Origin of the sequence: Noviherbaspirillum sp. (assembly GCF_035627455.1) — a bacterium.
In the GTDB taxonomy this organism is placed as follows: domain Bacteria; phylum Pseudomonadota; class Gammaproteobacteria; order Burkholderiales; family Burkholderiaceae_D; genus Noviherbaspirillum.
Genome location: NZ_DASPLS010000083.1, coordinates 21,018 through 47,524, shown reverse-complemented (window position 1 = coordinate 47,524; position 26,507 = coordinate 21,018). Strand labels below are relative to the sequence as shown.

Genomic DNA, 26,507 nt, shown 5'->3' with positions numbered 1-26,507 from the left:
GGCCGCAACCGAATCAACTCCCCCCTCCTCTCATCCGTCAACACATACAACAACCCGTCCGGCCCCTCTTTCACATCCCGTATCCGCGCCCCATGATCCGCGAGGAGCTTCTCCTCCTTCACCACCTTCCCGTCGCGCAACTCGATCCGGTCCAGGTAGCGGAACTTGAGCGAGCCCACGAACAGGCTCCCCTGCCAGTCCTTCCCGTACTTGTCGCTCTTCAGGAAGGCCATGCCGGATGGCGCGATCGACGGCGTCCAGTGATGCACCGGCTGTTCCATGCCGGCCTTTTCGCTGATGCCTTCGCCGATCTTGCCGCCGCCGTAGTTTTCCCCATGGGTGATCACCGGCCATCCGTAGTTCTTCCCGGCTTCCGGGCGGTTGATCTCGTCGCCGCCCTGTGCGCCGTGCTCATGCATCCAGTACCTGCCGTTCGCGTCGAGCGCCGCGCCCTGCGCATTGCGGTGCCCATAGCTCCAGATTTCCGGCAGCGCGCCCTGCTTGCCGACGAAAGGATTGTCCTTCGGCACCGAGCCGTCCTTGCGGATGCGCACGATCTTGCCGTGGTGATTGTCGAGCTTCTGCGCGTCTTCCTTGCGGTTGTAACGATCGCCCATCGTCAGGAACAGCGTGCCGTCGCCATGCTCGACGATGCGGCAGCCGAAGTGCGCATTGCTCCCGTACTTCGGCTTCTGGCTGAAAATCACCTTGACCTGCTCCAACCGCTTCAGGTCGTCCGACAGGCGCGCCGACGCCAGTGCGGTGGAATTGCCGGATCCCGATGCCGCCGGTTCGGAAAAGCAGAAGTAGAGGGTGCGGTTGCGGGCAAAGCCGCTGTCGGTGATCACATCGAGCAAGCCGCCCTGGCCGCCGGCGTCGATCTTCGGCAAGCCCTGCAGCGGCGCGCCGAGTTCGCCGTTCGCCTGCACCACGCGCAGGCGTCCCGGCCGCTCAGTGACCAGCATGCGGCCATCGCCGATGAAGGCGACGCCCCATGGGTGGTCGAGCTTGTCGGTAAGCACTTCAGGGGTAATCCGGGCGGCGGATTGGGCGCCTGCGGCCAGAGGGGCCAGCAGCGCAAGCGACACGGCGGCAAACCGGGGGGTATGCATACCTCTCCTTTCGACAATCAGAGCGATGCCCCATGATACCGGCATGCGGCATCATTCGTTTGATGCAGGTTTGCGGCCGGCGACTTTTTCCCGGATCGACTCCACCATCGGGTCGCTGTTCAAGCCGAAAATGACGACGCCGTAACTGGCCTTCCCGCGCGCGGACCGGTCGCCGCGCGCGACCCTGTAGCCGAGGGTATAGCTGACGAAGATGCGGTCCGACTCGGGATCGGCGCTCATGTAGGAAATGTCTTCCAGTTCGTACTGGCGCTGCGGCCAGTGCCGCATGTAGCGCTCGACGTCGCGCCGGATCTCTTCCCTCCCGACGTATCCCTGGTCGTAATAGTCGGCGCGTTCGGTGAAAAACGCGGCCTGTTCCTCGGGCGTCTTTTCCGCGTCGATGAAGCGCTCGAGGAAGTCGCGCACCTTGCGCTCCATCTCGGGCGTCACCGGCCGGCCGCCTTGCGGAATGTCTTCCTCTTCTTCCGCCTGCGCCGGGGCAGGCGCCGCAACGGGAGGCACTTCCACGCTTGCGGGCCAGACTTGCCCGCATGCCATGTATAGGACTGCGGCGCATAACAACTGCCAGCGCATGGTCATCTATCAGAGGCCGATGGCGGCAGGCGCAGGCCGCCGGTTGTTTCCATCATGGTGCGCTCCCGAACCGCCGTTATTGCTCGCCTTTCCGTTGCGCTTTACTGCGGTTCTTGCGGTCGATTTCCGGTGTCGCATTGTCGATCTCCGGATCGATGTTCTTCGGCGTTTTGACCATTTCTTCATTGCCGGTCGGCGGCGGGCGGACCACGGCGCCGGGATCGGACGGGATCTTCATCGGCCTGCCCGGCGGCGCGCTCATTCCCGGTTCGGCCGGCCGCGCAGCCGAAGGATCCGCCGGTCGGCGCATGCCGTCCTGTGCCAGCGCCGGCAGGGCAAGCGATGCGACGAGCAGCGCGCATGCGGGTTTCATCGCGCTCCGGCCGGAATGGTCTGGGCCCCTTGCGGCGGCAGCGCCGCCGCCACGTCGGTCTCCGAAGGCATCGCGTCGCGCGGCTCTCCCTGCTGTGTGAGATCCGCCTGCCGCGTCAGCATGTCGCGTCCGAGCGCGGCGCGGGTGGGCTGGTCGAGCAGTTTCAGTACCGCCGGGAACAAGTGCTCTTCTTCTTCCTTGTGGTGGTGCTCGGTCTGTTCCTTCAGGACCTTGAACTTCGCTTCGAAGGATTTTTCCGACGGGTCGAGTTCAAGCAGGTCGGCCAGCAGGCGCTTGAGCGATAGGTGTTCTTCGAGCGACTCCAGCAAATCGTCTTCGGTGCGCGCGCGGTGCACCGCAGGGTAAAAGATTTCCTCTTCCGACTTGATGTGCACCGTCAGCTGGTCCGCCGCCTGCTCGAACAGCGTTTTCTTGTGCGCATCGTCATCCGCGTCGGCAACCTGCCGCAGCAGCTGTTCCATCTCACGGTGCTGCTTGGTCAGGAGGGGCACCGCATCGAGTTCTTGTTCATTCATCGCATTGCACTCCGGTAGTTGTCTTCAGAGGTTAGAAGCGGGAGAAGGAAACTGGTTCAGGAAAACAGCCGATGCCGGACGGAAAATTCGTCGAACGCATACAATAGCGGCTCGCTATTGACCCTGTATCCCCCACGCCATGGCAGCCACCCGCAGACCACTCGACACGCTCGCCGTCCTCACGATGCTCGTACTGTGCGTGCTGTGGGGCTTGCAGCAGGTGGCGGTGAAGCTGGCGGCGCCGGACATGGGGCCGGTGCTGCAGATCGGCCTGCGCTCGGCTGCCGCCGCGCTGATGGTATATGGGCTGATGCTGGTGCGCGGCCAGCGGCTGTCGCTGCGCGACGGCACCTTCCTGCCCGGCATCGGCGCCGGCATCCTGTTCGCACTGGAATTCCTGAGCGTCGCGGTCGGCCTGCAATACACGACCGCATCGCATATGTCGGTGTTCCTGTACACCGCGCCGATCTTCACGGTGCTCGGCCTGCACTGGTTCATTCCCGGCGAACGGCTCGGCCCGCTGCAGTGGGCCGGCGCACTCGCGGCATTCGCCGGCATCGCGGTCGCGTTCTCGAACGGCTTTGACAGCACCTCGCGCGACTGGAGCGCGATGCTCGCCGGCGACGCGCTTGGCGTTCTCGGCGGCATATTCTGGGCCGCCACCACCATCCTGATCCGGCGCTCCGCGCTGTCGGAAGCGCCGCCCGCGGTCACCCTGTTCTACCAGCTGGGCACCTGCGGCGCGATCCTGGTCGCGGTCGGCGTCATCAACGGCCAGGCCGCGGGCGCCGCGTTCACGCCCGCGGTATGGGCCAGCCTGTTCTTCCAGGCGGTGATCGTCGCGTTCGGGAGCTACCTCGTGTGGTTCTGGATGCTGCGCCATTACCTTGCATCGCGCCTGTCGGTGTTCGCCTTCCTGACGCCGATGTTCGGCGTCGGCTTCGGCGTGCTGCTGCTGCACGATCCGCTCGACCCACGCTTTGTCGCCGGCGCGGTGCTGGTGATGCTGGGGGTGGTCATGGTGAATGCAAGGCGGTAGTTCCGAAGCACGTTTCAGGATTTCCGGGGGCACTTTCTTGGCATTCCGTTGCCAAAGTCCTTTCCGATCACCTAGTTCCTGGAGCCAGCCATGTTTCTTCGCCTCGGACGCCTGTTCAGGGCAGTGGGCCGCGATATCGTCGTGCTGTGGTATGCGTGCTGCCATCCGGCAACGCCGCTGCGCTTCAAGCTGCTGGCCTTGCTGATCGGTCTGTATGTACTGAGCCCGGTCGACATGCTTCCCGACTGGCTGGCGCTGCTCGGCTGGTTCGACGACGTCACGCTGTTGGCGCTCGGCATTCCGGCACTGCTGAAATTTGCGCCGGCAGGCGTGCTGCAGCAGGCGCGCGCCGCGGCTGAACGGCTGTTGTCGCGCTCGCGCTTCGGCATGCGCTGATTGGTCCGAAGGCGGCCGCCGTTCAGGCGCCGCCCACCAGCGTATACATCATCCGGTTTTCCGTCAGCCAGCGCGCCGACAGACCGCTTTCCTGCTGCGATGGGTGAAAATCCTTGCGGAAGTAGGCGCGCCACGGCTTGAACGATTCGCGCACCATGCCGCGCTTGCCGAACAGGAAGCGCGCGCCGCTTTTCCATGTGCTCCATTTCCACAGCATGCCCTCGCGCCGCAGGTTGCTGACGGTCTGGCGGATCGCGTCGCCGAGGAAGATCATCGTCACGTGGCGCATCCAGATCAGGCGCCATTTGCGGTCGCCGCCGAGCGCATGGAACAGGTCGAACGCGGTGCTCTTGTGCTCCGACTCTTCCGCCGCATGCCACAGCCACATGGTCTTCAGCCGCGGTTCGGCATCGTCCAGCAGGTCGTGGTTGCGCAGCAGCCAGTCGGCAAGGATGGCGGTGAAATGCTCATTGGCGGCGGTGATCGCGACCCAGTGCACAGGAGCAACGCCCTGCAGCAGTTTCAGGCGCTTGTGCACGCGCGGCGCCCAGTTGTTGACCAGCCCTTGCTGGTCAAGATGGGCATTGAACAGTCCATGAATGCGCCGGTGCGTCGCTTCCTGGCCGACGAAGCCCTGCACTTCCGTTCGGAAGCGTTCCTGTTTGTCTTCCGGTAATGCCTTGTAGCCCATGCGCACCGAGTCGATGAAAAATTGTTCGCCGACGGGAAAGCTCATCGACAGCGCGTTGAACAGCGCGCTACGGAACGCATCGCCGCCCCACCAGTGACGGTCGAACGGCTTTTCGAGGTCGATCAGCAAGCGGCGCACAACGAGGTCGGTCATTGAGGACTCCGGCAGGAAATCTTGATGCGTTACCGTGGTGTTCTCGGTACTGGCTGGTACCATCATATTGGTATGAGGGTTTGGTACTGTCAAGTACCGAGATAGAATCGCTGATATGACGCAAGCCTTGAGAAATACGGAAACAACCAACAGCCACCGACATCGCTTGCTGGAAGGCATGGCGCGCGCGGTGGCGGCGAAGGGCTATGCGGAAACGACGATCGGCGACATCGTGCGCGAGGCTGCGGTGTCGCGTCGCACCTTCTACGAACACTTCGCCACCAAGGCTGACTGCCTGGTTGCGCTATACGAGGCATCCAGCCATAACGCGCTTAACGTGCTGCGCGCCGCGATCGATCCCACACGCGGCTGGCAGGAGCAGGTGGAGACCGCGATCGCCGCCTACTTCGGTTGCCTCGCGCAAAACCCGGTGCTGGTGCGTACGCTGTTCATCGAGATCCTCGGCCTCGGTGCGCCCGGGCTTGCCGCGCGGCGCCGCGTGAATGACGAGATCACCGCGTTCATGCTCACTGTCATTAATGATGGCAGCATTTCGCCCGCCGCAACCCTTTCGCCGGAAATGGCGCTGGCAATCGTCGGCGGCATGAACGAGCTGGTGCTGCATGCGATCGAATCGAACCGTGTCGACCAGCTGCGCAGGCTCACCGCACCGGCGGTGCAACTGATGCGGGCTCTTACCCGCACTGCCTGACGCCCCCCGCCGGCGTTGCCTTATCTCGCCCCCGCACTGCCCTCGTTTTCTGCGGAACCGGCGGTAACCGTTTCTTGTTGTCGCGCAGAACTGCGTCGCCGGTTCCGGCATACGCTTCCTTCCTGGAGGCAGGCAAACCATGGATCCCGACTATTTCACCATTACCATCCACATGCTGGGCGCGATCGGCGCCGGCGGCATCATCGGCCTGGAGCGCAGTTATCATGGCCGCCCCGCCGGCTTTCGCACGCACACGCTGGTATGTCTCGCATCCAGTCTGCTGATGCTGGTCATGCTGTATCAGTGGAAATGGCTCGGCCTGACTTCCGGCGTAGTGCAGACCGACCCGACGCGGATGGCGCAGGGCATCATGACCGGTATCGGCTTTCTCGGCGCCGGCGTGATTTTCAAGGAAGGATTCAGCGTACGCGGCCTGACTACCGCGGCATCGATCTGGATGACCTCGGCGATCGGCATCCTGTTCGGCATCGGCTTCTATTTCCCCGCGATCTTCGCCACCCTGCTCACGCTCGGGGTGCTGTCGGTCTTCCGCCGCATCGAGTCGATGATGCCCTCGCATTCCTATGCGCATTACTACATCCGCTTCGCCCGGTTCGATGCGATGTCCGAAACGCAGCTGCGGGCGGTGCTGGCAGAACACGGGTTCACCGTCGCCAACATGAGCTACCGCATCACCGACGATGGGGACTGCTTCGAGTACCGCATGGTGCTGCAGACTTCCGACGAGCGCAACACCTCTATCCTCGCGGACCGGCTGCGCAAGATGCAGCAGGTGCGCACCTTCCAGATCACGCCAACCGGCGACTAGTCCGGGCCACACGGGCAGAACGCGTGCCCGCCGCCGCGGTCACACTGGCATGTGCCGACGTTTCCGCCGGTCTTCCTCGTATTCCAGGAGTTGCCATGCCCAATCCGCTCATCCGTATCTACGACAGCTTCGATGCCGCCCAGCACGCGCGCGAGCAATTACTCGCGTCAGGATTTCCGCCGGACAATGTTCACCTCGACAGCAAGCTGGATGAAGCCGGTCCGGTCGAAGGCAACGGCATTCTCGATGCGAAGGACACGGGCAACGGGCCGTCCGGCGGACCGGTCGAAAGAATGCTCGGCATGGAAGAGCGTACCGACGCCTACAACAATTCCGAGCCGGTCTGGCGCGGCGTCTTCATGCTGGCCGTGGAGGCCGAGGATGAAGCGCAACGCGCGAAAGCGGGCGACATCATGGACCGCTTCGGCGCGCGCGACATCGACGACTTCACCTCCTGGCGGCGCCACGAAGGCTGAGGCAAAACGCGCAGCCGGCTCAGGCGCCGGCCGTACGGATGCCGTAGTGAAGACGGCACTTTGCGCGCCGGTCGCCGAGAAGGCCGCGCAGCTCGTCGACGCTGATGCCGGTGACTTCCTGCATCCACAATAGCATCGAGCCGGCGACCGGGATACGGCCGTCGCGCATATCGCGTATCACGTTGCCGGCGACTTTCAGGCGGCGCGACAGCGCGTTGTCGCTGCGCACGCCAAGGCGGTCGATGAGGGTATTGAGCAAGCGGTTCGGATCGTATGCGTGTTGTAGTGCAGTCTGTGTCATTGCTTTCCTTGTTTCACTAACGTGTGCAACGTTGGGACTGCATTGACACATCAATAACTCGCGAGTTCCCGATTCAATCCGGCAACTGCTTCCGGATTCCCCTACTGCGGCGCGGACGGCCCGGGCTTGCGCCGGGTCGCGGCCATGATGCCGGCGCCGACCACGGCGACGCCGACCAGTGTGCGCAGCGACGGCTTGGGCAGCAGGCGCATGGCGGTCGTCACCAGCGCCGGCGGCGACTGCCGCTGCGGGTCGGAGAACAGTGAATAGGCAGTACTCTTGATCACCGGCGCCTGCTCGGTAAACAGCGCTGTCATTGACTTGACGAAAGGCCGCATGTCTTGCGGGCCGCGGCTGGTCACCCAGTTTCCATCGCGCACGACTTCCTGGTCGAGCCAGGTGGCTCCCGCATTCACCATGTCGTCCCGCACGCCCGGCCATGATGTCATGGTGCGGCCCTGCGTCAGGCCGGCCGAAGCGAGCAGCCAGGGGCCATGGCAGATGCTGGCAATCGGTTTGCGCGCGGCATCGAATGCACGCACGAAATCGCGGGCGGCGGCCGACTGGCGCAGCAGGTCCGGGCTCATGAAGCCGCCGGGAATGAGCAGCGCATCGTAGTCGGCGGGATCCGCCTCATCCAGCGTGCGCGTTACCTTGATCCTGCTCGCCGGTTCCTGCAGGTTCACGCCGCGGATGCTGCCCGGGCGCAGCGAAATGATGTCGACCTGCGCGCCCTTCGCTTGCAGCGCCTTGAGCGGCAGCGTCAGCTCGATCTTTTCAAAGCCGTCGGCGGCCAGCACCGCGACGCGGCGGCCTTCCAGGGTCGTTCTTTCAAACATGGGATGGCTCCTTCTTGAAAATCATTCGGTACGGCGTGCGCGGCCAGCGCGCACTGCATTTTCAGAGCCCCCAAACAGGGCGAAGTTCGGGAACGACGTCCGGCTTGCAGCAAGTCAAGCCAGGCCCAGCTTTTCCTTCATCGCCCGGGTCAGCGACTGGCGCGTACGGAAATAGTCCTGCCAGGGATCGGCCGCGAGGCGCGCCAGCCGTTGCGGCAGGGACGCGATCGACCACACTGCGGCGCCCGGCAGCTCATCCAGTTCCTCCCAGAAGATCGGGGTTGCCACCGGCAAACCGGGGCGCGCGCGGGCCGAATAGGGCGCGACCGTGCTTGCCTGCCGCTTATTGCGCAGGTAATCGATGAAGATCTTGCCGACGCGGTTCTTCTCGCCCATTTTCGCGCTGAACTGGCGCGGCAGGGTGCGCGCCAGGTGCTGCGCGACCGCCTGCGAAAACGCGCCGGCCTCGTCCCAGTCCTGGCGGCGCGCCAGAGGCACGACCAGGTGCAGACCCTTGCCGCCGCTGGTCTTCAGGAAGCTCTTCAGCCCGAGTTCGTCGAGCACGACCTTCACCAGGCGCGCGCCTTCCACCACTTTTTTCCATGGCAGCGACGGATCGGGGTCGAGGTCGAAGATCATGCAGTCGGGGCGCTCTATGCGGTCGGCGGTGGCGTTGCAGGTATGCAGTTCGATCGCGCCCATCTGCGCCACGCCGACCAGCGCGCGCGCATCGTCTACCACCATCAGTGGATCGTGATCGGGATCGAGTGCGGGGTCGAGCGTGCGCACGCCGGGAATCGTGATGCGCTTGTTGTGCTTCTGGAAGAAATGTTCGCCGGCGATGCCTTCCGGGCAGCGCAGCAGGTAGACCGGCCGGTCCGCCAGATAAGGCAGGATGTGCGTCGAGATGCTCTCGTAGTAAGCCGCCAGGTCGCGCTTGGTCAGCCCGCTCGCCGCATCGATCACCCGCTCGCCGTGGGTGATGCGGATCCCTTGCAGCGGTGCGCCGCCACCGCGCGCCTGCTTGCCTGCGCGCCCGCCATTGCCGCCATGGTCGCCATTGCCGTTCAGCGGCAGGCTCGCCGCTTCCTCGCGCCGCACTTCCGCCGCGGGCTTGTCATTGCGCAGGCCATGGAATACCGCCTGCCGCAGCAGGCCCTCGCCGGTCCACTCCGCGAACGAGACTTCCGCGACCAGCTGCGGCTTGACCCAGCGCGCATGCGCGCGGCGCGCCTCGGCCGGCAACTGCGCGAACGGGCTGGCTTTCTGCGCCAGCGCCTGCAGCTGGCCGTGGAGGGCATGCAACAGCTGGCGGTCGAAACCGGTCCCGACGCGGCCGCAGTAACGCAGCTTGCCGTCTTCATGCACGCCCAGCAGCAGCGCACCGAAGAACTTGCGGCTGCCTTGCGGCTCGGTATAGCCGCCGATCACGAATTCCTGCCGCCGCCGGCACTTGAGCTTGATCCAGCTCGCATTGCGCCGCTCTTCGTACGGCGAATCGGCAAGCTTGCCGATGATGCCTTCCATGGACAGCGCGCAGGCGCTGTCGAGCAGTTTTTGCGGCGGTTCCTCGATCGGCGCGCTGTAGCGCAGCGGGCCGGCGCCGGCGCCATCCATCAGCTGCGCCAGCAATGCGCGCCGTTCGCGCAGCGGCGCCTGGCGCAGGTCGACCCCGTTCAGGTAGGGCAGGTCGAACAGGAAATAGAGGATGTCGCCGCTGGCCTTTCCATTGAATGCGTTCTGCAGCAGCTGGAAGGACGGCACGCCCTGGCGGTCGAGCACCACGATTTCACCGTCGAGCCAGGCGCTGTCCACGCCGAGCGCCTCGATCGCTTCCGCCTGCGGCCGCAGGCGCGCGGTCCAGTCCTTGCCGTCGCGCGTGAACAGCCGTGCCTCGCCGCCGTCGACGCGCGCCAGCAGCCGGTAGCCGTCGAACTTGATTTCATACATCCATTCGCCTTCGGCGGGAACGGCGTCGACCAGGGTCGCGAGCTGCGGCGACAGCGTCGGCGGCAGCGGCGCCTTGCGCGCGCCCTTGCCGGCCCCACCGTTGCCGGCCGCACCGTTCTTCCTGCGCGCCGCGCCGCGCTCGCCCTTGCGCGCGAGCACACTGTGCGGCAGCGCTTCGGTGACGTCGTATTCCGCCTGCGCCCGCGCCGCGTCATCTTTTTCCTTGATCAGCAGCCATTGCTCCTTGCTGCCGCCGGGCAGGCGCGTGCGCACCAGTGTCCAGCCGCCGCGCAGCTTTTCACCGTCGAGACGGAACTTCAGCTTGCCCGCGCGGTAGCCGGCCAGCGCGTCGCCCTGCGGCTCCCACCAGCCGCTATCCCAGACATCCACATGGCCGGCGCCGTACTGGTGTTCCGGAATGTCGCCCTCGAAGTCGATGTAGTCCAGCGGATGGTCTTCCACGTGCACCGCCAGCCGCTTTTCCGCCGGATCGAGACTGGGTCCCTTCGGCACCGCCCAGCTTTTCAGCGTGCCGTCGAGCTCCAGCCGGAAGTCGTAATGCAGCTTGCGCGCGTGGTGTTTCTGCACCACGAAACGCAGGCGTTCCGACGGCTGCGCGACCTCGCCGCGCGGCTCCGGCGTGATGCCGAAGTTGCGCTTGGCGTGATAGGCGGAGAGCTTGCCGGACATCGCGCCGCCGGCTCAATGCACGGCCTTGGAGGCGCGCGCCGTGGCGCGCTTTTTCGGCGGCGCCGTCTTCTTCGGCGCGGCGCTCTTGCCCGGCACGCGCTGCTCCCGGCCCTGCAGGCTCCGCCGCAGCAATTCGGTCAGGTCGACCACGTTGCTGGTTTCTTCCGGCGGCTCGACCCTCACATCCGAGATGGTTTCCGCAAGCCCGGCGTCGAACTTCTTCTTGACCAGCGCCATGATGTCATCGCGGAAGCTGTCCTTGTATTCTTCCGGATGCCAGTCTTCGGTCATGCTGTCGATCAACTGCGTGGCCATCTGCAATTCCTTCGGCTTGATCGCAACGCCCTTGATGCCTTCTTCCGGCAGGTCGAGTTCCTCCGTGCCGCGCACTTCCTGCGCCCAGCGCAGCGTGTTGAGCACCAGCGCCTGCGGTGTGGCGATGAGCGCCGCGAGATGCTGCTTGTTGTGCAGCACCACCAGCGCCACGCCGATCCTCTTCGTCTTCAGCAGCGCTTCGCGCAGCAGGGCGTACACCTTTTCGCCGCCTTTCGTGGGCGCCAGGTAATAAGGTGTCTCGAAGAACAGGAAATTGACGTCTTCCGCGCCGGTGAAGCCGACGATGTCGATGGTGTGGGTGGACTTCACGTTGGCGGACTTGATTTCCTCGTCCGAAAGCACGACGTACTGGCCTTCGTACTTGACCGCCTTCACGATGTCGTCCTTGCCGACCTCTTCTCCGGTTTCCTTGACGACGCGTTTGTAGCCGACCGGCTTGAACGACTCGCGGTGCAGCCAGTCAAAATCTATGTCGTCCTGTTTCGAGGCGGGGTAGAGCCCCACGGGCGCGTGCAGCAGGCCGAAGCTGATCGCGCCTTTCCACATGACTCGGGACATACGGGCCTTTCTCCGGACACCGGTGTGATTGGGTGGAAATGTTATTGATTCGACATGGATGGGCGGCTGGAGTTCGGCCATCGCAGTTTCCATTTTTTGCGAAGGGAATTTCAATATTTATTCGCTTTTTATATTTTGACAGGGGCCGTACCATAGCGTCGTTGTCTCGCTTCCGGCACCTCGCCGGAACCGCACGCTTATTACAACTGGAGGAAGCATGAAAAAGTATTTGCTCACCCTGATGGTCGCACTCACTGCGCTGTCGGTGGTCCTGCCCGAGGCGGAAGCCAAGCGCATGGGCGGCGGCGGTTCAGTCGGCCGCCAGTCGCAGAACGTGACGCGCCAGGCGGCGCCGGCACAGCAGCAGGCCGCCCCCGCCGCTGCCCAGCAGGCAGCGCCTTCGCAAGCCGCGGCGCAGCAGGCCAAGGCATCGAGCCCGTGGAAGGGCATCCTCGGCGGCGCGCTGCTCGGCCTCGGCCTGGGCGCACTGCTGTCGCACCTTGGCATCGGCGGCGCACTTGCCGGCATGATCGGCAACCTGCTGATGATCGCGCTCCTGGTGGCAGCCGGCTACTTCATCTACCGCATGGTGACCCGCAAGCAGCACGCCAATGCGCAGGCGAAAAGCGGGCTGAACCCGGCCTATGCCGGCAACGCTTCTCCGGGCTTCGCGGTTCCGGAAATCGGCTCGCGGGTCGAACCCGGCGCAACGGCATCGACTGCCGCACCCGGTAACGCGACCGACGCCACCTGGACCATCCCGGCAGACTTCGACAGCGCGGCATTCCTGCGTCATGCAAAGACCTACTTCATCCGTCTGCAGGCAGCCTGGGACAAGGCCGATGTGAACGACCTGCGTGAGTTCACGACGCCGGAAATGTATGCGGAACTCAAGCAGCAGCTGCTCGAGCGCGGCCCCTCGCCGAACCATACCGATGTGGTATCGCTGGAAGCGGAATTGCTGGGCGTCGAGTCGGTAGGCACCGAACATGTCGCCAGCGTGAAATTCCACGGCGTGATCCGCGAATCCGAGAACGCCGCGGCAGAGCCGTTCACCGAGGTGTGGAACCTGTCCAAGCCGGCTACCGGCAACGGTGGTTGGGTGCTCGGCGGTATCCAGCAGCTGTCGTAACGCACGCAGTAACAGTGTCACCGCGCCTTCCCCTGGGCGCGTCTCCTCTTGCAGGGCCGGGCAACCGGCCCTTTTTTTCATCCCGCGTCGTCGCGCAGTAGCATCTGCTCGAATTCCTGCGGCGGCGCCGGCGCCGCATACAGGAAACCCTGCCCGAAATCGCAGCCGGCATCGCGCAACAACTGGCTCTGCTCGGCGGTCTCGATGCCTTCCGCGATCACCTGCAATCCAAGCCGGTGTGCCATCACGATCATTGATTCCGCGATCGCGCGGGCGCTCTCGCTGGCCGTGATGTCGCGTACCACCGTATTGTCGATTTTCAGGTAATCGATCCCGTATTTCTTCAGGTAAGCCAGCGACGAATAGCCGGCGCCGAAGTCGTCGATGGTGAGCTGCATTCCGGCCGCGCGGTACTCGAGCAGCCGGTCTGCCACCGCGGCGGTCATTTTGTTGAGCAGCATTTCCGGGATTTCGACTGAAATGCTATTGGCCGGCAAGCCCATGCCTTTCAAGGTGGCACTCCAGTCATCGCTGCGCGCATGCGCCATGAACTGTACCGGCGACTTGTTGACGCCGATCTGGAATGGCGCGCCGGCGTGCGGGCTCCAGCGGCGCGAAAACGCCGCCGCCTGGCGAAACACCCAGTCGCCGATCTCGTTGATCATGCCCGACTCTTCCGCCAGCGGGATGAATTGCGCGGGGTCGACTGCTCCCAGTCCGGGATGCATCCAGCGCAGCAGGGCTTCCGCTTTCGCGATGCGCCCGCTGCGCATATCGATGACCGGCTGGAAGTACACGCGCAGCTGTCCGCCATGGAGCGCGTCGCGCAGGTCGCTGCCCAGACGCAGGCGGCTACGCGCCTGTTCCTGCATCGACCTCGTGAAAAAACTGAACTGGTTGCGCCCGCTCGTCTTGGCCGCGTACATCGCCTGGTCGGCGTTGCGGATCAGTTCCTCCGGCGCCGTGCCGTCGGTGGGATAGAGGGTGATGCCGATGCTGCCTGAAATATAGGCAACCTCATTGTCGAGGTGGAACGGTTCAGCCAGCGCGCGCAGGATGTTCTGCGCGATGTACTCCACATGCGCGACACCGTCCAGTTCCGTCAGGATTACCGTGAATTCGTCGCCGCCGAGTCGCGCAACGGTATCCGATTCGCGAACGCAGTCGCCCAGGCGCTGCGCCGCCTGGATCAGCAACTGGTCGCCGGCATCGTGCCCGAGCGTATCGTTGATGTCCTTGAAGCGGTCGAGGTCGACGAACAGTAGCGCGGCACGCACGCCGCTGCGGTGCGCCTTGCGCACTTCCTGCTCGAGCCGGTCGCGGAACAGACGCCTGTTGGGCAGGCCGGTAAGGATGTCGAAGTTGGCATGGCGCCAGATGCGCTCGTCCGATTCTTTCTTGGCCGAGATGTCAGTCATGGTGCCGGTCATGCGCAACGGCTTTCCCGACGCGTCGCGCGCGACCACGACCGCGCGCGCCAGCAGCCACTTCCAGCTGCCGTCGCGGCAGCGTAGCCGGTGCTCGCTGATGAAAGTGGGCACCTTGCCTGCGAGACAGTCCTGCAACATTGCAGAGGCGGACTGCGCATCGTCCGGGTGCAGGCGGTTGCGCCATTCGTCCACGCTGTCGCCGATCTCGTGCTCGACGTAGCCGATCAGTTGTTTCCAGCGCGCCGAGTACACGACCTTTCCGCTCTGCATGTCCCAGTCCCAGACGCCGTCGCCCGTGCCTTCGATCGCCAGTTTCCAGCGCTCGTTGCTGATACGCAGCTCGTCCTCGGCGCGCTTTTGCGCGGTGATATCGTGGCCTTGCACGAACAGGCTGCTAACCCTGCCGTCGACGCCGGTAATCGGTTGCACCGTCAAGTCAATGTACAGCTCCGACTTCATGCCATCCTGCTCGCGCTGCACCATGGTTTTCAGGCCGTGCCCGACATAGGGCTTGCCGCTGGAAAGTACGCGGTCCATGATCCCGACGAAGCCCTGGCCCTCCAGTTCCGGCAGGATATCGCGGAAGGGCTTGCCGATCAGGTCATCGCGCCCGACTAGCCGGCGGTAGGCAGCGTTGGCCAGTTCGAAGATGAATTGCGGGCCGCGCACCACCGCGACAAAACCGGGCGCCTGTTCGAACAGGCGACGCAGCTCGTCCAGTTCCGCGTCCAGCATCCGGTTGGTCTCTTCCAGTTGCTGGGACCGGATGAACACGCTTGCTTCGGTACGCAGGACGCGCCCTTTCCCGGCATCCTCGAGGGCTCGCCTGAGCTTGACCAGTTCGGTGACGTCCACCGGGTTCGCGATGACGCACGCAACTTCGCCGCGGGCATTGAGGACGGGTGCATGCACGATGGTCCAGTAACGCTCCGCCGTGCCGCCGGTGCCCGCGCGCGGATCGCGCATCGCATAGCGCAACAGCGGAATGGTATGAGGCAAGCGGCTGACCAGCGCCCGCTCGAAGGACGCGCGGATCAATTCCGCGGCGGCCGCGTCATCCGGGGCGGGCGGGAAGACGTCGAAGGGGTTGCGGCGAAGAAGTTCGTCGCGTGTCCCTCCGGTAACGTGCAAAAAAGCGTCGTTGACACCGAGGACGGTGAAGTCCGGGGCAAGGATCAGGTAATGATTGGGCGAGGCGTTGACGACGGCGGCAAAGTCCGGCGTTTCATGCATGGGACGTGCTCCTGGCGGCGGCTTGGGTCACGGACAACGGCATACCCGGGATGGCGCTTTCCAACAGGACCATCACCCTCGATATTGTTACTTAAAGTTACCGTTACTTGGTTACTTAAAATAAGAGAGGCGTTTCGGGGGACGGTTCCCGCCCAGCGGCTATTGAATGACGGCCTTTGATCCCAAGATATAAAGCCGGATCCCGCCCGAAAGCGCTCCCCGCATTCGGGCGCCGATTCGATCGGATTTCCCCTTCCGGTCGCGCTACCCCACCATGAGACCACGTACTTCAACCCTGATCATTCTTGGCTTGCTGGCATTGTTGCACGCCTACATAGGCTGGCGCGTCCTGCCCGAGCTGCCGGTCGCGCCCGTCGTGCGCGTGCTCGGCGCGCTCTGGCTGCTGGCCTCCTTCATCCTGGTGCCGGCCGGCCTGCTGTCGCACGCGATACGCCGGCAACCCCTGGCCGACCGCGTCGCCTGGGCCGGCCTGCTTGCGCTCGGCATGTTTTCCTCGCTGTTCGTGCTGACCTTCCTGCGCGACATGCTGCTCGCCATCGCTGCGCTGATCGGTGCCTACACCCCGGCGCTGGTCACCTGGAGCGCGGTTGCCGTGCCGTCGCTCGCGGGACTCGCCACTCTGGTGGGGCTGCTCAACGCCCGCCGGGTAGCGGCGGTGACCGATGTCGAGGTGCCGATCGCCGGCCTGCCGGACGCACTGCACGGGTTCACGATCGCACAGATCAGCGACATCCACGTCGGACCGACCATCAAGCGCGGCTACCTTGATGCGATCGTCGATGCCGTCAACCGTCTCGACGCTGACGTCGTCGCCGTCACCGGCGACCTGGTGGACGGCAGCGTGCGCCGGCTGGCGCCGCATACCGCGCCGCTTGCCCGCCTGCGTGCGCGGCACGGCGCCTATTTCGTCACCGGCAACCACGACTACTACTCGAATGCGCGCGAGTGGATCCCCGAGGTGCGCCGGCTCGGCCTCACCGTGCTGCTCAACGAGCACGTGGTGCTCCATCATGCGGGAGCAGCACTGCTGCTGGCCGGCGTCACCGACTACAGTGCGCACCATTTCGACGAAAGCCATCGCAGCGATCCGCACCGCGCGATTGCAGGCGCGCCGCCCGACGTGGGGGTGAAGATCCTCCTTGCGCACCAGCCGCGCACCGCGCGCGCCGCCGCCGATGCCGGATTCGACCTGCAACTGTCCGGACATACCCATGGCGGCCAGTTCTTCCCGTGGAATTACTTCGTGCCCATGCAGCAGCCTTATGTGGCCGGGCTCAACCGGCTGGGCAAGCTATGGGTCTACACCAGCCGCGGCACCGGCTACTGGGGGCCGCCGAAACGCTTCGGCGCGCCGTCCGAAATCACGCGCGTCCGCCTGGTGCGCGCCCCCTTCCCTGGTTCATAACACCCTCGAGCTACAACTGGAAACAAAACTGTCCATCCGGTATCGAACCGCGCCCGGAGCACGGGGTCGAATACGGCAAGGCGAGCGGCGGAGCATCAGCGCGCCGCAAAAAAGCAGGAGGCTGAAGTGGGCATTCTCGACACCCTGTTGGGAAGGCGCGAGTCTGGAGTCAAGTACCGCACCATCGACGGCGGTCATCCGGCCCCGTTCCCCGACATGACAGACGAGCAGTTGTACAACTACGAGGTGACGTTCGACGTGCCGCATCGCACTTTCGATGAGCCGCCGCCGGCGGCGCGCACCGCGACCGAGGCCCGGACCGCCGCCAGGCGCGCGGCGCCGACGTGGGATGAGCCGCCGACGCTGCGGCAGCCCGACACGGTGACGCAGGAGCGGCCGCACCGTACCGAAGCACCGCCGCCCGCGACGCCGGTGCGCGTCGCGTCGCAGAAGGACTTGCCGCCGCTCGACCTGAGCAAGCCGGTGCGGCTGATTACGACCAAGCAGCCAGTGGAAATCATCACCACCCGCGCGCGCCATCCGGTCTACAAGGTGCACGGCTACATCGGCGACGATGATGTGGTGACGGTATTTACCCTGGACGGCCAGCTGTCCGAAAACGGCCCGCGCTTCCTCGAAAACGTGCCGCAACGGCAGCAGCTGTACCTGAACATTTATCACAATCCGGATACGCTGGCGATCGACAAATTCCTGCTGACGCAGCATGAGACGAAGGCAGAGGCTGACAGTGCGGCGGAGCCGGGCAGGATTGCGTGCGTGCCGGTCCAGTTCGACCTGTAGCCGGTGCGCGCGTGCTCAGTGGCCGAGTGTCGACTGGCTGAACAGGTTTTTCAATTCCCGCGGCTGCGACCGCCAGTACTGCGGAGGCGCATCGACCTGCGCGCCCAGCTTCGCGGCGGCATGCCATGGCCAGCGCGGGTTGTACAGCATGCCGCGCGCCAGCGCGACCATGTCGGCCTTGCCGGACGCCACGATGTCTTCCGCCTGCTCCGCCTCCGTGATCAATCCCACTGCGATGGTCGGCATCCCCGCCGCCTGCCGGATCCGCTCGGCGAACGGCACCTGGTAGCCGGGGCCGAGCGGAATCTGCTGCAGCGGCGACAGGCCGCCGCTCGAGACATCGATAAAGGCGCAACCGCGCGCGCGCAATTCCCGCGCAAAAGCGGCAGTCTGTTCGACATCCCAGCCGCCCTCGACCCAGTCAGTCGCGGACACGCGGACGCCCACCGGCTTGGCCGGATCGAAAGCGGCGCGCACCGCGTCGAAGACTTCCAGCGGAAAGCGCATGCGGTTTTCGAGCGAGCCGCCGTACGCGTCTTCGCGGTGATTGGACAACGGCGACAGGAATTCATGCAGCAGATAGCCGTGCGCGGCGTGCACTTCGATCGCGTCAAGGCCGAGGCTGTCCGCGCGCCGCGCTGCCGCCGCGAATGCAGCGCGGATGCGCCGCAGCCCGGCATCGTCGAGCGCAACCGGCGCTTCGTCCTGCGGGTCGAAGGGCAGCGCCGACGGGGCGAAGGTGCGCCAGCCGCCGGCAGTGGAGGCGATCGCCTTGCCGCCTTCCCACGGTACGCGGGTGGACGCCTTGCGCCCGGCGTGCGCGAGCTGGATCGCGAGCGGCATCGCCGAATGCCGGCGGATCGCCTGCACCACTTCCCCGAGCGCGCGCTCGTTGCTGTCCGACCACAGGCCGAGGTCACCGGGGGAAATGCGCCCTTCCGGCTCGACCGCGGTGGCCTCGATCATCAGCAGGCCGGCGCCGGACAGCGCAAGCTGGCCAAGGTGCATCATGTGCCAGGCAGTGGCCGACCCCTGGTCGGCGGAGTACTGGCACATCGGCGCAATCGCGATCCGGTTTTTCAGGGTGAGGTTGCCAAGGGTAAGCGGAGAAAAGAGTGAGCTCATATTGTTTTCGTTTCGTAATAGCTTGAATTTTGTTGCACGCGCCGCAATATCGCTGCAGTACAAGCGGCGCGAGTTGGCGTAAGCTTGCGCATCGCGCAAAACAAGACCACACCATGTCAGAACAGAACAGGGTTCATTTAACCACTATTGCTTCCTGGCTGCTTGCCGCCGTCGCTCTCTTCATCGTGTTGCACAAGGGTTTGCTCGCCGCGCTGTTTTCCGGCCTGCTGGTGTATTCCCTGGTGCATGTGCTCGCCCCGGTGCTGGGCAGGAATATCAGCGACCAGCGCGCGCGCATGATCGCGGTGGCGATCCTCGGCATTGTGATCGTGCTCCTGCTCTCGCTGTCGGTATGGGGCGCGGTCGCCTTCTTCCAAAGCGATGCCGGCAACATCGGCACGCTGTTCAAGAAACTCGCCGACATCCTCGAGGCCTCGCGCAGCCAGATGCCGGAATGGCTGAGAAGCCGCGTGCCGGACAGCGCCGAAGGATTGCGCGACCTGGTGACCGCCTGGCTGCGCGAACACGCGGCGCAGGCGCAGACGGTGGGGGAGATGGCGGGGCGCGTGATCGCGCACCTGCTGATCGGGATGGTGATCGGCGCGATGGCGGCGCTCTACGACACCACCGTGCGCCACGACTACAAGCCGCTGGCGGCGGCGCTGCACGCGCGCGTGGTGACCCTGCACCAGGCCTTCCGCAGCATCGTGTTCGCGCAGGTGCGCATCGCCGCGCTCAATGCGGTATTCACCGCGATCTACCTGGTGGTCGTGCTGCCGCTGGCCGGCATCCACCTGCCATTGACCAAGAGCATGATCGCGATCACCTTCCTCGCCGGCCTGCTGCCGGTGATCGGCAACCTGATCTCGAACACCGTCATCGTCATCGTCAGCCTGTCGCATTCGCTCGGCATCGCGGCCATCTCGCTAGCCTTCCTGGTGCTGATCCACAAGCTTGAATACTTCCTCAACGCCAAGATCATCGGCTCGCACATCAATGCGCGCGCGTGGGAATTGCTCGCCGCGATGCTGACGATGGAAGCGATCTTCGGCCTGCCCGGCGTGGTGGCCGCGCCGGTGTTCTACGCTTACGTGAAGAAGGAGCTGGAGGACCAGGGGCTGGTCTGACGGCGGTTACGCATCGCCGACGGTGACCACTACCATCCCGGTGCCGCCGCAATGCGTGCAGGGCGTGCGTTCCGCGCTCTGCCCGCTGCCGTGACAGACCGGGCAGGAAATCTCTCCGGTCTGCTCGCTGCCGGGCGGCGCTTCATCGCCCGGGTTGCGCATTGGTGGTGTGCTGGTCATGGTGTCCTCGCTGTTCAGTCGGAAGCCTGCCTGTCGATTGCCTGCCGGATCGCGTCGGCGTCCGGGTCGCCCTTGGCGATTGCTTCATAATAGGATGCCATCTGTTTGCGCGTGACCTGCGGCGGCAACGGCGGCACGTTGGCATCGACCACCAGCTCGACCACGCACGGCCGGTCGGACTGCAGCGCCTGGTCCCACGCCGCGTCGACGTCGGTGCCGCGTTCCATGCGCAGCCCGTGCAATCCCAGCATGCGCGCGAAGTCGGCGTAGGCGAAATCCGGCAAGTCCTGCGACGCGGAAAATTTTGGATCGCCCTGCTGGCCGCGCTGTTCCCAGGTGACGAAGTTCAGGTCGCGGTTGTTCAGCACCACCACCGTCAGCCGCGGGTCGCCCCAGTCGCGCCAGGACTTCGCGATCGTGATCAGGGCATTCATGCCGTTCATCTGCATCGCGCCGTCGCCGGCGAGGGCGATCACATGCCGTCCGGGGTGGGCGAACTTGGCGGCGATCGCATACGGCACCGCGCATCCCATCGTCGCCAGCCCGCCCGACAGCGAGGCCATCATCCCGCGCCGCAGCTGCAGATGCAGCGCATACCACGCGGTCGCGGAGCCGGAGTCGCAAGCCAGGATGCAATCGTCGGGCAGCCGGGGCGAGAGCGCGTGGAACGCGCGCTGCGGATTGAGCTGCGCCGTCTCGTCGCGCGCGCGTTCTTCCAGCAACTGCTGCCAGCGCTGCATCTGTTGGTCGATCTGCATGCGCCAGTTGCGGTCGCTCTTGCGGTCGAGCAGCGGCAGCAGCGCGCGCAGCGTCTGCCGCGCATCGCCGACCAGATTGCATTCGACCGGATAGCGCAGGCCGAGCATACGGCCGTCGATGTCGATCTGCACCGCGCGCGCCCGGCCCTCCTCCGGCAGGAATTCCGAATACGGAAAGCTGGAGCCGACGATGAGCAGCGTGTCGCAGCCGTTCATCATGTCGAAGCTCGGTTTCGTGCCGATCATGCCGATCGCGCCGGTGACGAATGGCAGGTCGTCCGGCACCGCGGCCTTGCCGAGCAGGGCCTTGGCAATCCCGGCGCCGAGGACATCGGCGACTTCGATCAATTCGTCGGTCGCATGCAGCGCGCCGGCGCCGGCCAGGATCGCGACTTTCTTGCCGCCATTCAGGATTGCCGCCGCCAACCGCAAGCCTTCCTCGTCCGGCACGCCGGCGCGCATGGTTTCCCCGATGCCGGAATGCACGCTGCCGTGCTCGCGCGGCGGGACGGTAACCGCGTCGAGTTCCTGCACGTCGTTCGGCAGGATCAGGCAGGTGACAGTGCGCTGCTCGCGCGCGATGCGCAGCGCCCGGTCGACCAGATGCCGCACCTGCTCCGGCGTGGTGGCCATCTGCACATACTCGTGCGCGACATCCTTGAACAGCGACAGCAGGTCGATTTCCTGCTGGTAATCGCCACCGAGCGCCATGCGCTGCTGCTGGCCGACGATCGCGACCACCGGCTGATGGTCGAGTTTCGCGTCGTACAGGCCGTTAAGCAGGTGAATCGCGCCTGGGCCCGAGGTGGCCAGGCAGACGCCGACCTCGCCGGTAAATTTTGCATGGGCGCAGGCCATGAAGGCGGCAAGTTCTTCATGCCGCGTCTGCACGAAGTCGATCGCGTCCTGCCGTCCGAGCGCGCCCATGATGCCGTTGATGCCGTCGCCCGGATAGCCGTACAGGCGGGTAACACCCCATGCGTGCAGGCGCTGCAGCAGGAAATCGCCAACGGTGCTTGCCATGATCCATTCCCTTTCCGCCGAAAGGGAGCAGCGCACGCAAGACGCGCGCCTGCGCGGGATCAGCCCAGCGAGGAAATCGCGGTGCGCGCGGCGGCCAGATCCCACGCGGCCTGGCCGACCGTCTTGAGCACCGGCAGCGGCCGGTCGGCCGGCCTGCCGTCGGCCAGCACGGCGGCGAGGCTGCGCACCCTGCTCCATTCGATGCCTGCCTGCAGCAGGTCGCCCGCTTCATGTTTTGCGCCGGCAAGGTCGTCGACCACGATGTCCCGCTCGCGCAGCAGCTCAGGCGGCAGTTCCGCCATCTCGGGTTTGAAGGCGCCGACGCCGGCGGCGAGCGTGCCGGCAGGCAGCCTGGCCGGCACGACCGGCACTGTGGATGTGGTGAGCGCAATCACGAGGTCGGTATCGGGCATCTCGGTGCGCGCTTCCTGCGCGCCTTGCGCCGTTGCCGTCACCTGCGGGTGGTGGCGCATCAACGCATTGCAGAATGCCTGCGCATGGGCCGGATCGCGGCTGGCGATGCGAAAGCGCGACACGCCGAAGTAGGCGATCAGCGCATCGGCGTGCGCGACCGCCTGCACCCCGGTGCCGATCAGGAGCGCCGAAGCGGGCGCCCCTGGCAGCAGGGTCTGGATGCCGAGCAGCGTGACTGCCGCGGTGCGCCGCGCGGTCACGGTCGGGCCGTCCAGCAGCGCAAGGCGGCGGCCGGTCGAAGTTTCAAACACCAGCACCTCGCCCTGGATCGCCGGCAGCCCGTGCTGCGGATTCCCCCCGTGCACGGTGATCAGCTTGGTGACGCCGAGGTCGGCGCCGAGTGCCGGCATGCACAGCAGCACCCCACCGCTGCCGGCCTTCACGACCATTCTTTCCGGCGCATCGATCGCGCCGGAGGCAAGCTCGCGCGCGGCCTGGGCAATGGCGGGAACAAGTTTGTCGTAAGGCAGTGCGCGCGCGGTATCTTCTGGAGTCAGGATCTGCATGATGGCGTAGTGATGGCAGGGACGGGAGACGCTACTATAGCGCTCCCCCCTTATTCCAGCTGGACCGTGCGGTAGCGGTTCACCTGCTCGCTCGAAACCATCGGGGCGCGGTTGCCCCAGCTGTTGCGAATGAAGGACACCACCGCTGCCGCTTCCTGATCGGAAAGGATGTTGCCGAAGGGCGGCATGCCGAACGGACGCGGATTGCCCTGTGTACTCGGCGGATAGCCGCCATGCAGAACCGCGCGGATCGGGTTCACCGGCGCTGCAAGCATGATCGCGCGGTTGCCCGCCAGCGCCGGGAAATGCGGCGGTGCGCCGGCGCCGGACGGCTTGTGGCAGTCGACGCAATGTTTTTCATACAGCGCCGCGCCCTGCTTCAGTATTCTCTCGTTTTCCGGCGTCATCGGCGGCGCCGCCTGTTCCGCGTCGCGCGCACTCTGCGGCAGCGACTTCAGATAGATCGCCATTGCGCGCAGGTCGCCGTGATCCAGGTGCTGCAGGCTTTCCCGCACCACTTCGGCCATCGGGCCGGATACCGCGCCGCGCGCGGACACGCCGGTCTTCATCAGGTCGACGATGTCGCGCACCTCCCACCTGCCGAGCCCGGCTTCGCTTTCGCCGGTGAGCGAAGCCGCGTACCAGTTGCGCATCGGGATCATCGCGCCGCCAAGATCGGCGCGGTCCTGCGTCGCGCCGAACAGGTTGCGCGGCGTGTGGCAGGCGCTGCAGTGGCCGAGGCCCTGCACCAGGTAGGCGCCGCGGTTCCATTCGCCGTTCTGGTTCGGCTGTTCCCTGTAGACGCCGGGCCGGAAGTACAGCGCGCGCCATACCGCCAGCAGCGCGCGCTGGTTATAGGGGAAGCGTAGTTCCGGCGCCTTGTTCTCCTGGCGCACCGCGGGCAGCGACATGAAGTAGGCGTGCATCGCGTCGGCGTCGGCGCGCGTGACGCGGGTGTAGTTCGGATAAGGGAAGGCGGGGTACAGCAGCCGGCCATCCTTCGATTTTCCATTGTGCAGCGCGCGCCAGAAGTCATCGGCGCTCCAGTTGCCGATGCCGGTTTCCTTGTCCGGGGTGATGTTGGGCGCATGGATGGTGCCGAACGGCGTCGGTATTGCGCGCCCGCCTGCGTACGGAACGCCGCCGCGCGCGGTATGGCAGGCGACGCAGTCGCCGGCGCGCGCGAGATAGGCGCCGCGTCTGACCTGCTCCGCACCGCTTGCCGTCGGCGGCGCCGCGGGCACGTGCTCCTCGCGTGTGCCAAGGTAATAGACCAGCCCGGCGGCGGCGCCGAGGAGGATCAGCAAGGCGGCGAGGAGGCGCTTCATCATCGTCTCACTGTGGAACGCTGCCGCAGGCGATCGGCAGTCTGCCGGGCAGCGACGGCGCCGGCCGCGCGCCGGGCGGGACGGGTTGCGCGGCCAGCCAGGACGACACCGCATTGATGTCTTCCAGCGACAGCTGGCGCGTGATTTCGGCCATGCAATCCGGCGCCGCCGCATGGCGTGCGCCCTCCCGCCATGCGCCGAACTGGCCGAGCAGGTAGTCGCGCGGCAGGCCGAGCAGCCCCGGCATGGCCGGCACGACGCCGGTAAGCGCCTTGCCGTGGCAGGCCATGCAGGCGGGAATGTCGCGCGCCGGATCGCCCTGGCTCGCAAGCAGGCGGCCGCGCTCGAGCACGGCAGCCGACGCCTGCACCGGCTGCGGCGGCGGATAGGGCGGATGCTGCGCGGCGAAGTGCTCCGCGAATTCCTTCAGGTAGTCGTCCGACAGGTGCTGCACCAGGTAGGTCATCAACGGGTACTGCTGGCGCCGCCCGTCGCGGAAATTGCGCAGCTGGTTGTACAGGTAGCCGGCCGGCTTGCCGGCAATGCGTGGATAGTAGCCGTCGGCCGTTGCCCGTCCTTCTTTGCCGTGGCAGGTGACGCACGGCTCGGCGCGCCTGGCAATGCCTTCGTCCGCCGCAAGCGCGCTTCCCGCCAGCAGGGTGAAGGCGGTCAGCAGCAGTCGCGGGAATAAGGCGGCCATGTCTTTCTTCGTATTCTTCGTAATGCGGGTTGGAACCGCGGCGAGCGGCACGGTTCCGGTATTTACCTCATGCGTCGCGGCAGCACGTCGCGCAGCAGCGCATCGGCATCGCGCAGCATCTTTTGCGTCGTTTCCCAGCCGACGCAGCCGTCGGTCACCGAGCAGCCGTAGATCAGCTTGGACAGGTCTTCCGGGATCGCCTGCTTGCCGGCGACGATGTTCGATTCGATCATCACCCCGACCAGCGACTTGTTGCCGCAGCGGATCTGGTTCACCACATCGGCCATCACCAGCGGCTGCAGTTCCGGATTCTTGAAGCTGTTCGCATGCGAGCAGTCGACCACCACGTTGGGCGCCAGCTTTGCCTTGAGCAGCGCCTGTTCCGCCATCGCCACCGATACCGTGTCGTAATTCGGGCGGCCGTCGCCGCCGCGCAGCACCACATGGCCGTAGCGGTTGCCGCTGGTGCGCACGATGGAGACCTTGCCCTGACCGTTGATGCCGAGGAAGGAATGCGGATGCGAGGCCGACAGGATGGCATTGATCGCGATGCCGATGTCGCCGTCGGTGCCATTCTTGAAGCCGACCGGCGTCGACAGGCCGGACGACATTTCGCGGTGGGTCTGCGATTCCGTGGTGCGCGCGCCGATCGCGGTCCAGGAGATCAGGTCGCCGAGGTACTGCGGCGAAATCGGATCGAGCGCTTCGGTTGCGGTCGGCAGGCCGAGTTCGCAGATGTCGAGCAGGAATTTGCGGGCATTGGCCATGCCGCGCTCGATGTGGAAGGAGTCGTCCATGTCCGGGTCGTTGATGTAGCCCTTCCAGCCGGTGGTGGTGCGCGGCTTTTCGAAATACACCCGCATCACCAGCAACAGCGTGTCCTTCACCTCCTCCTGCAGCTGCTTCAGGCGGCGTGCATAGTCCAGGCCCGCCGCCGGGTCATGGATTGAGCAGGGGCCGACCACCACGAACAGGCGCGGATCCTTGCGGTCGAGGATGTTGCGCAGCGCTTCGCGTCCCTGCATCACGCTGGAGCCCGCCTTGTCGGTCAGCGGCAGCTGCGCATGCAGCGCCTCCGGCGTGGGCATGGTTTCGAAAGAAGAAACGTTGACGTTTTCGATATTGAAGGTGGTCATGAGAACTTGCCGGCTCCGCTGGGCGGTGCGCCGCCGTGTGAAAAAAGTGCAATGAAAAACGCTAGTTTATCCTGCGCCGGCCGGTCCGGCACCGTTACCCGTCTGCAAGCAATGCCGGAAGGCGTTATCCTTGCTCCATGTCCTCCCATGTATTCACCTACGGTTCGCTGATGTTCCCGGAAATCTGGACGCGCGTGGTGCGCGGCCACTACCGCGCCATGCCTGCCCGGCTGGACGGCCATGCGCGCTTCGAGATCGTCGGGGAGACCTATCCCGGCATGGTCGAGCGCCGCGGGTCGGTGGTGGAAGGCGTGCTCTACCTCGACGTCGCGCCGGCCGATATTGACGCCCTGGACGCCTTCGAGGGGGCGGAATACCGGCGCGCCGCGGTGCAGGTGCGGCTGGAATCCGGCGAAACGGTGGAAGCCGGCTCTTACCTCTACCTGCTGCCGCAGAAGTTGTCGGAGTCGCCATGGCGGCCGGAAGCGTTCCAGATGGCGCGTTTCATCGGTTCCTATTGCCGGCAGAAATTGGGCTAAAGGC

The 26,507-nt window shown here is 65.4% G+C and carries 27 protein-coding genes; 10 read left to right on the top strand and 17 right to left on the bottom strand.

Features of this window, described 5'->3' with window-relative positions:
* The 4 genes from VEC01_RS15885 to VEC01_RS15870 form a co-directional block, all read right to left on the bottom strand.
* Nucleotides 1-1,112 (bottom strand): PQQ-dependent sugar dehydrogenase (locus VEC01_RS15885; RefSeq protein WP_324901878.1); only part of this gene is annotated, 1,112 nt, incomplete at its 3' end.
* Nucleotides 1,113-1,163: 51 nt separating this feature from the next.
* Nucleotides 1,164-1,670: a nuclear transport factor 2 family protein gene (locus VEC01_RS15880; protein ID WP_324901877.1), complete on the bottom strand. Its 507-nt coding sequence runs from the start codon at nucleotides 1,668-1,670 to the stop codon at nucleotides 1,164-1,166.
* Between the two features lie 112 nt (nucleotides 1,671-1,782).
* Nucleotides 1,783-2,079 carry a hypothetical protein gene (locus VEC01_RS15875; RefSeq protein ID WP_324901876.1) on the bottom strand — a complete coding sequence of 99 codons (297 nt, stop codon included), beginning with the start codon at nucleotides 2,077-2,079 and terminating at the stop codon, nucleotides 1,783-1,785.
* A complete protein-coding gene (locus VEC01_RS15870) occupies nucleotides 2,076-2,615 on the bottom strand; it encodes a hemerythrin domain-containing protein (protein ID WP_324901875.1) in 540 nt (179 codons plus the stop codon). Before VEC01_RS15870 ends, VEC01_RS15875 begins: the two co-directional genes overlap by 4 nt.
* Nucleotides 2,616-2,742: 127 nt before the next feature.
* On the opposite strand from VEC01_RS15870, the gene VEC01_RS15865 reads away from it, so the two are divergent.
* Nucleotides 2,743-3,654, top strand: a complete 912-nt coding sequence (locus VEC01_RS15865; protein WP_414691462.1) for a DMT family transporter — start codon at nucleotides 2,743-2,745, stop codon at nucleotides 3,652-3,654.
* Between the two features lie 90 nt (nucleotides 3,655-3,744).
* On the top strand, nucleotides 3,745-4,050 hold the full coding sequence (locus VEC01_RS15860) for a YkvA family protein (protein WP_324901873.1): 306 nt from the start codon (nucleotides 3,745-3,747) through the stop codon (nucleotides 4,048-4,050).
* Nucleotides 4,051-4,072: 22 nt separating this feature from the next.
* Here VEC01_RS15860 and VEC01_RS15855 read toward each other — a convergent pair whose 3' ends face one another.
* Nucleotides 4,073-4,894, bottom strand: a complete 822-nt coding sequence (locus VEC01_RS15855; RefSeq protein WP_324901872.1) for a metal-dependent hydrolase — start codon at nucleotides 4,892-4,894, stop codon at nucleotides 4,073-4,075.
* A gap of 115 nt (nucleotides 4,895-5,009) precedes the next feature.
* Here VEC01_RS15855 and VEC01_RS15850 point away from each other — a divergent pair, with 115 nt between their 5' ends.
* The 3 genes from VEC01_RS15850 (at nucleotide 5,010) to VEC01_RS15840 (ending at nucleotide 6,911) form a co-directional block, all read left to right on the top strand.
* Nucleotides 5,010-5,606 (top strand): TetR/AcrR family transcriptional regulator, encoded by a 597-nt coding sequence (locus VEC01_RS15850; protein ID WP_324901871.1) that lies wholly within the window; start codon nucleotides 5,010-5,012, stop codon nucleotides 5,604-5,606.
* 139 nt (nucleotides 5,607-5,745) lie between these two features.
* A complete protein-coding gene (locus VEC01_RS15845) occupies nucleotides 5,746-6,435 on the top strand; it encodes an MgtC/SapB family protein (protein ID WP_324901870.1) in 690 nt (229 codons plus the stop codon).
* 95 nt (nucleotides 6,436-6,530) lie between these two features.
* A complete protein-coding gene (locus tag VEC01_RS15840) occupies nucleotides 6,531-6,911 on the top strand; it encodes a hypothetical protein (protein WP_324901869.1) in 381 nt (126 codons plus the stop codon).
* 19 nt (nucleotides 6,912-6,930) lie between these two features.
* On the opposite strand, the gene VEC01_RS15835 is transcribed toward VEC01_RS15840, so the two are convergent.
* The 4 genes from VEC01_RS15835 to VEC01_RS15820 all read right to left on the bottom strand — a co-directional run bounded on the left by VEC01_RS15835 (nucleotide 6,931) and on the right by VEC01_RS15820 (nucleotide 11,585).
* Nucleotides 6,931-7,212, bottom strand: coding sequence for a hypothetical protein (locus VEC01_RS15835; RefSeq protein ID WP_324901868.1), 282 nt, complete (start codon nucleotides 7,210-7,212; stop codon nucleotides 6,931-6,933).
* Between the two features lie 101 nt (nucleotides 7,213-7,313).
* Nucleotides 7,314-8,051 carry a type 1 glutamine amidotransferase domain-containing protein gene (locus VEC01_RS15830; protein ID WP_324901867.1) on the bottom strand — a complete coding sequence of 246 codons (738 nt, stop codon included), beginning with the start codon at nucleotides 8,049-8,051 and terminating at the stop codon, nucleotides 7,314-7,316.
* A gap of 114 nt (nucleotides 8,052-8,165) precedes the next feature.
* Nucleotides 8,166-10,691 carry a DNA ligase D gene (gene ligD / locus VEC01_RS15825; RefSeq protein WP_324901866.1) on the bottom strand — a complete coding sequence of 842 codons (2,526 nt, stop codon included), beginning with the start codon at nucleotides 10,689-10,691 and terminating at the stop codon, nucleotides 8,166-8,168.
* Nucleotides 10,692-10,703: 12 nt separating this feature from the next.
* On the bottom strand, nucleotides 10,704-11,585 hold the full coding sequence (locus VEC01_RS15820; protein WP_324901865.1) for a Ku protein: 882 nt from the start codon (nucleotides 11,583-11,585) through the stop codon (nucleotides 10,704-10,706).
* Between the two features lie 217 nt (nucleotides 11,586-11,802).
* On the opposite strand from VEC01_RS15820, the gene VEC01_RS15815 reads away from it, so the two are divergent.
* Complete coding sequence (locus VEC01_RS15815) at nucleotides 11,803-12,717, top strand: Tim44-like domain-containing protein (protein WP_324901864.1); 915 nt, start codon at nucleotides 11,803-11,805, stop codon at nucleotides 12,715-12,717.
* A 77-nt stretch (nucleotides 12,718-12,794) separates the two neighbouring features.
* On the opposite strand, the gene VEC01_RS15810 is transcribed toward VEC01_RS15815, so the two are convergent.
* Nucleotides 12,795-15,380, bottom strand: a complete 2,586-nt coding sequence (locus tag VEC01_RS15810) for a sensor domain-containing protein (protein ID WP_324901863.1) — start codon at nucleotides 15,378-15,380, stop codon at nucleotides 12,795-12,797.
* A 274-nt stretch (nucleotides 15,381-15,654) separates the two neighbouring features.
* Between VEC01_RS15810 and VEC01_RS15805 the strand changes: the two genes are divergently transcribed.
* Entirely contained in the window at nucleotides 15,655-16,806 is a 1,152-nt protein-coding gene (locus VEC01_RS15805) for a metallophosphoesterase (protein WP_324901862.1), read from the top strand.
* A gap of 126 nt (nucleotides 16,807-16,932) precedes the next feature.
* Nucleotides 16,933-17,607 (top strand): hypothetical protein, encoded by a 675-nt coding sequence (locus VEC01_RS15800; protein ID WP_324901861.1) that lies wholly within the window; start codon nucleotides 16,933-16,935, stop codon nucleotides 17,605-17,607.
* Nucleotides 17,608-17,622: 15 nt separating this feature from the next.
* On the opposite strand, the gene VEC01_RS15795 is transcribed toward VEC01_RS15800, so the two are convergent.
* Nucleotides 17,623-18,732, bottom strand: a complete 1,110-nt coding sequence (locus VEC01_RS15795) for an NADH:flavin oxidoreductase/NADH oxidase (RefSeq protein WP_324901860.1) — start codon at nucleotides 18,730-18,732, stop codon at nucleotides 17,623-17,625.
* Between the two features lie 113 nt (nucleotides 18,733-18,845).
* Between VEC01_RS15795 and VEC01_RS15790 the strand changes: the two genes are divergently transcribed.
* Nucleotides 18,846-19,859, top strand: a complete 1,014-nt coding sequence (locus tag VEC01_RS15790; protein WP_324901859.1) for an AI-2E family transporter — start codon at nucleotides 18,846-18,848, stop codon at nucleotides 19,857-19,859.
* Between the two features lie 6 nt (nucleotides 19,860-19,865).
* On the opposite strand, the gene VEC01_RS15785 is transcribed toward VEC01_RS15790, so the two are convergent.
* The 6 genes from VEC01_RS15785 to VEC01_RS15760 form a co-directional block, all read right to left on the bottom strand.
* Nucleotides 19,866-20,039: a hypothetical protein gene (locus tag VEC01_RS15785; protein ID WP_324901858.1), complete on the bottom strand. Its 174-nt coding sequence runs from the start codon at nucleotides 20,037-20,039 to the stop codon at nucleotides 19,866-19,868.
* A gap of 14 nt (nucleotides 20,040-20,053) precedes the next feature.
* Nucleotides 20,054-21,820, bottom strand: coding sequence for a thiamine pyrophosphate-requiring protein (locus VEC01_RS15780; protein ID WP_324901857.1), 1,767 nt, complete (start codon nucleotides 21,818-21,820; stop codon nucleotides 20,054-20,056).
* A gap of 59 nt (nucleotides 21,821-21,879) precedes the next feature.
* The gene (locus VEC01_RS15775; protein ID WP_324901856.1) at nucleotides 21,880-22,800 is read right to left on the bottom strand and encodes a delta(1)-pyrroline-2-carboxylate reductase family protein; all 921 of its coding nucleotides are present in this window, start codon (nucleotides 22,798-22,800) and stop codon (nucleotides 21,880-21,882) included.
* 50 nt (nucleotides 22,801-22,850) lie between these two features.
* A complete protein-coding gene (locus VEC01_RS15770; protein WP_324901881.1) occupies nucleotides 22,851-24,128 on the bottom strand; it encodes a cytochrome c in 1,278 nt (425 codons plus the stop codon).
* A gap of 7 nt (nucleotides 24,129-24,135) precedes the next feature.
* Nucleotides 24,136-24,828 carry a cytochrome c4 gene (locus VEC01_RS15765; RefSeq protein ID WP_324901855.1) on the bottom strand — a complete coding sequence of 231 codons (693 nt, stop codon included), beginning with the start codon at nucleotides 24,826-24,828 and terminating at the stop codon, nucleotides 24,136-24,138.
* Nucleotides 24,829-24,890: 62 nt separating this feature from the next.
* Nucleotides 24,891-25,964, bottom strand: coding sequence for a 3-deoxy-7-phosphoheptulonate synthase (locus VEC01_RS15760; RefSeq protein ID WP_324901854.1), 1,074 nt, complete (start codon nucleotides 25,962-25,964; stop codon nucleotides 24,891-24,893).
* Between the two features lie 137 nt (nucleotides 25,965-26,101).
* On the opposite strand from VEC01_RS15760, the gene VEC01_RS15755 reads away from it, so the two are divergent.
* Complete coding sequence (locus VEC01_RS15755) at nucleotides 26,102-26,503, top strand: gamma-glutamylcyclotransferase family protein (protein WP_324901853.1); 402 nt, start codon at nucleotides 26,102-26,104, stop codon at nucleotides 26,501-26,503.
* Nucleotides 26,504-26,507: the final 4 nt, after the last annotated feature.

Excerpts from the sequence above, each read along its gene's own strand:
- VEC01_RS15810 (WP_324901863.1), bottom strand. The coding sequence starts at position 15,380 with ATGCATGAAACGCCGGACTTTGCCGCCGTCGTCAACGCCTCGCCCAAT.
- VEC01_RS15860 (WP_324901873.1), top strand. The coding sequence starts at position 3,745 with ATGTTTCTTCGCCTCGGACGCCTGTTCAGGGCAGTGGGCCGCGATATC.
- VEC01_RS15830 (WP_324901867.1), bottom strand. The coding sequence starts at position 8,051 with ATGTTTGAAAGAACGACCCTGGAAGGCCGCCGCGTCGCGGTGCTGGCC.
- VEC01_RS15785 (WP_324901858.1), bottom strand. The coding sequence starts at position 20,039 with ATGACCAGCACACCACCAATGCGCAACCCGGGCGATGAAGCGCCGCCC.
- VEC01_RS15880 (WP_324901877.1), bottom strand. The coding sequence starts at position 1,670 with ATGGCATGCGGGCAAGTCTGGCCCGCAAGCGTGGAAGTGCCTCCCGTT.
- VEC01_RS15870 (WP_324901875.1), bottom strand. The coding sequence starts at position 2,615 with ATGAATGAACAAGAACTCGATGCGGTGCCCCTCCTGACCAAGCAGCAC.
- VEC01_RS15795 (WP_324901860.1), bottom strand. The coding sequence starts at position 18,732 with ATGAGCTCACTCTTTTCTCCGCTTACCCTTGGCAACCTCACCCTGAAA.
- VEC01_RS15855 (WP_324901872.1), bottom strand. The coding sequence starts at position 4,894 with ATGACCGACCTCGTTGTGCGCCGCTTGCTGATCGACCTCGAAAAGCCG.
- VEC01_RS15755 (WP_324901853.1), top strand. The coding sequence starts at position 26,102 with ATGTCCTCCCATGTATTCACCTACGGTTCGCTGATGTTCCCGGAAATC.
- VEC01_RS15820 (WP_324901865.1), bottom strand. The coding sequence starts at position 11,585 with ATGTCCCGAGTCATGTGGAAAGGCGCGATCAGCTTCGGCCTGCTGCAC.
- VEC01_RS15790 (WP_324901859.1), top strand. The coding sequence starts at position 18,846 with ATGTCAGAACAGAACAGGGTTCATTTAACCACTATTGCTTCCTGGCTG.
- VEC01_RS15760 (WP_324901854.1), bottom strand. The coding sequence starts at position 25,964 with ATGACCACCTTCAATATCGAAAACGTCAACGTTTCTTCTTTCGAAACC.
- VEC01_RS15770 (WP_324901881.1), bottom strand. The coding sequence starts at position 24,128 with ATGAAGCGCCTCCTCGCCGCCTTGCTGATCCTCCTCGGCGCCGCCGCC.
- VEC01_RS15775 (WP_324901856.1), bottom strand. The coding sequence starts at position 22,800 with ATGCAGATCCTGACTCCAGAAGATACCGCGCGCGCACTGCCTTACGAC.
- VEC01_RS15815 (WP_324901864.1), top strand. The coding sequence starts at position 11,803 with ATGAAAAAGTATTTGCTCACCCTGATGGTCGCACTCACTGCGCTGTCG.
- VEC01_RS15840 (WP_324901869.1), top strand. The coding sequence starts at position 6,531 with ATGCCCAATCCGCTCATCCGTATCTACGACAGCTTCGATGCCGCCCAG.
- VEC01_RS15845 (WP_324901870.1), top strand. The coding sequence starts at position 5,746 with ATGGATCCCGACTATTTCACCATTACCATCCACATGCTGGGCGCGATC.
- VEC01_RS15780 (WP_324901857.1), bottom strand. The coding sequence starts at position 21,820 with ATGGCAAGCACCGTTGGCGATTTCCTGCTGCAGCGCCTGCACGCATGG.
- ligD (WP_324901866.1), bottom strand. The coding sequence starts at position 10,691 with ATGTCCGGCAAGCTCTCCGCCTATCACGCCAAGCGCAACTTCGGCATC.
- VEC01_RS15835 (WP_324901868.1), bottom strand. The coding sequence starts at position 7,212 with ATGACACAGACTGCACTACAACACGCATACGATCCGAACCGCTTGCTC.
- VEC01_RS15805 (WP_324901862.1), top strand. The coding sequence starts at position 15,655 with ATGAGACCACGTACTTCAACCCTGATCATTCTTGGCTTGCTGGCATTG.
- VEC01_RS15850 (WP_324901871.1), top strand. The coding sequence starts at position 5,010 with ATGACGCAAGCCTTGAGAAATACGGAAACAACCAACAGCCACCGACAT.
- VEC01_RS15765 (WP_324901855.1), bottom strand. The coding sequence starts at position 24,828 with ATGGCCGCCTTATTCCCGCGACTGCTGCTGACCGCCTTCACCCTGCTG.
- VEC01_RS15875 (WP_324901876.1), bottom strand. The coding sequence starts at position 2,079 with ATGAAACCCGCATGCGCGCTGCTCGTCGCATCGCTTGCCCTGCCGGCG.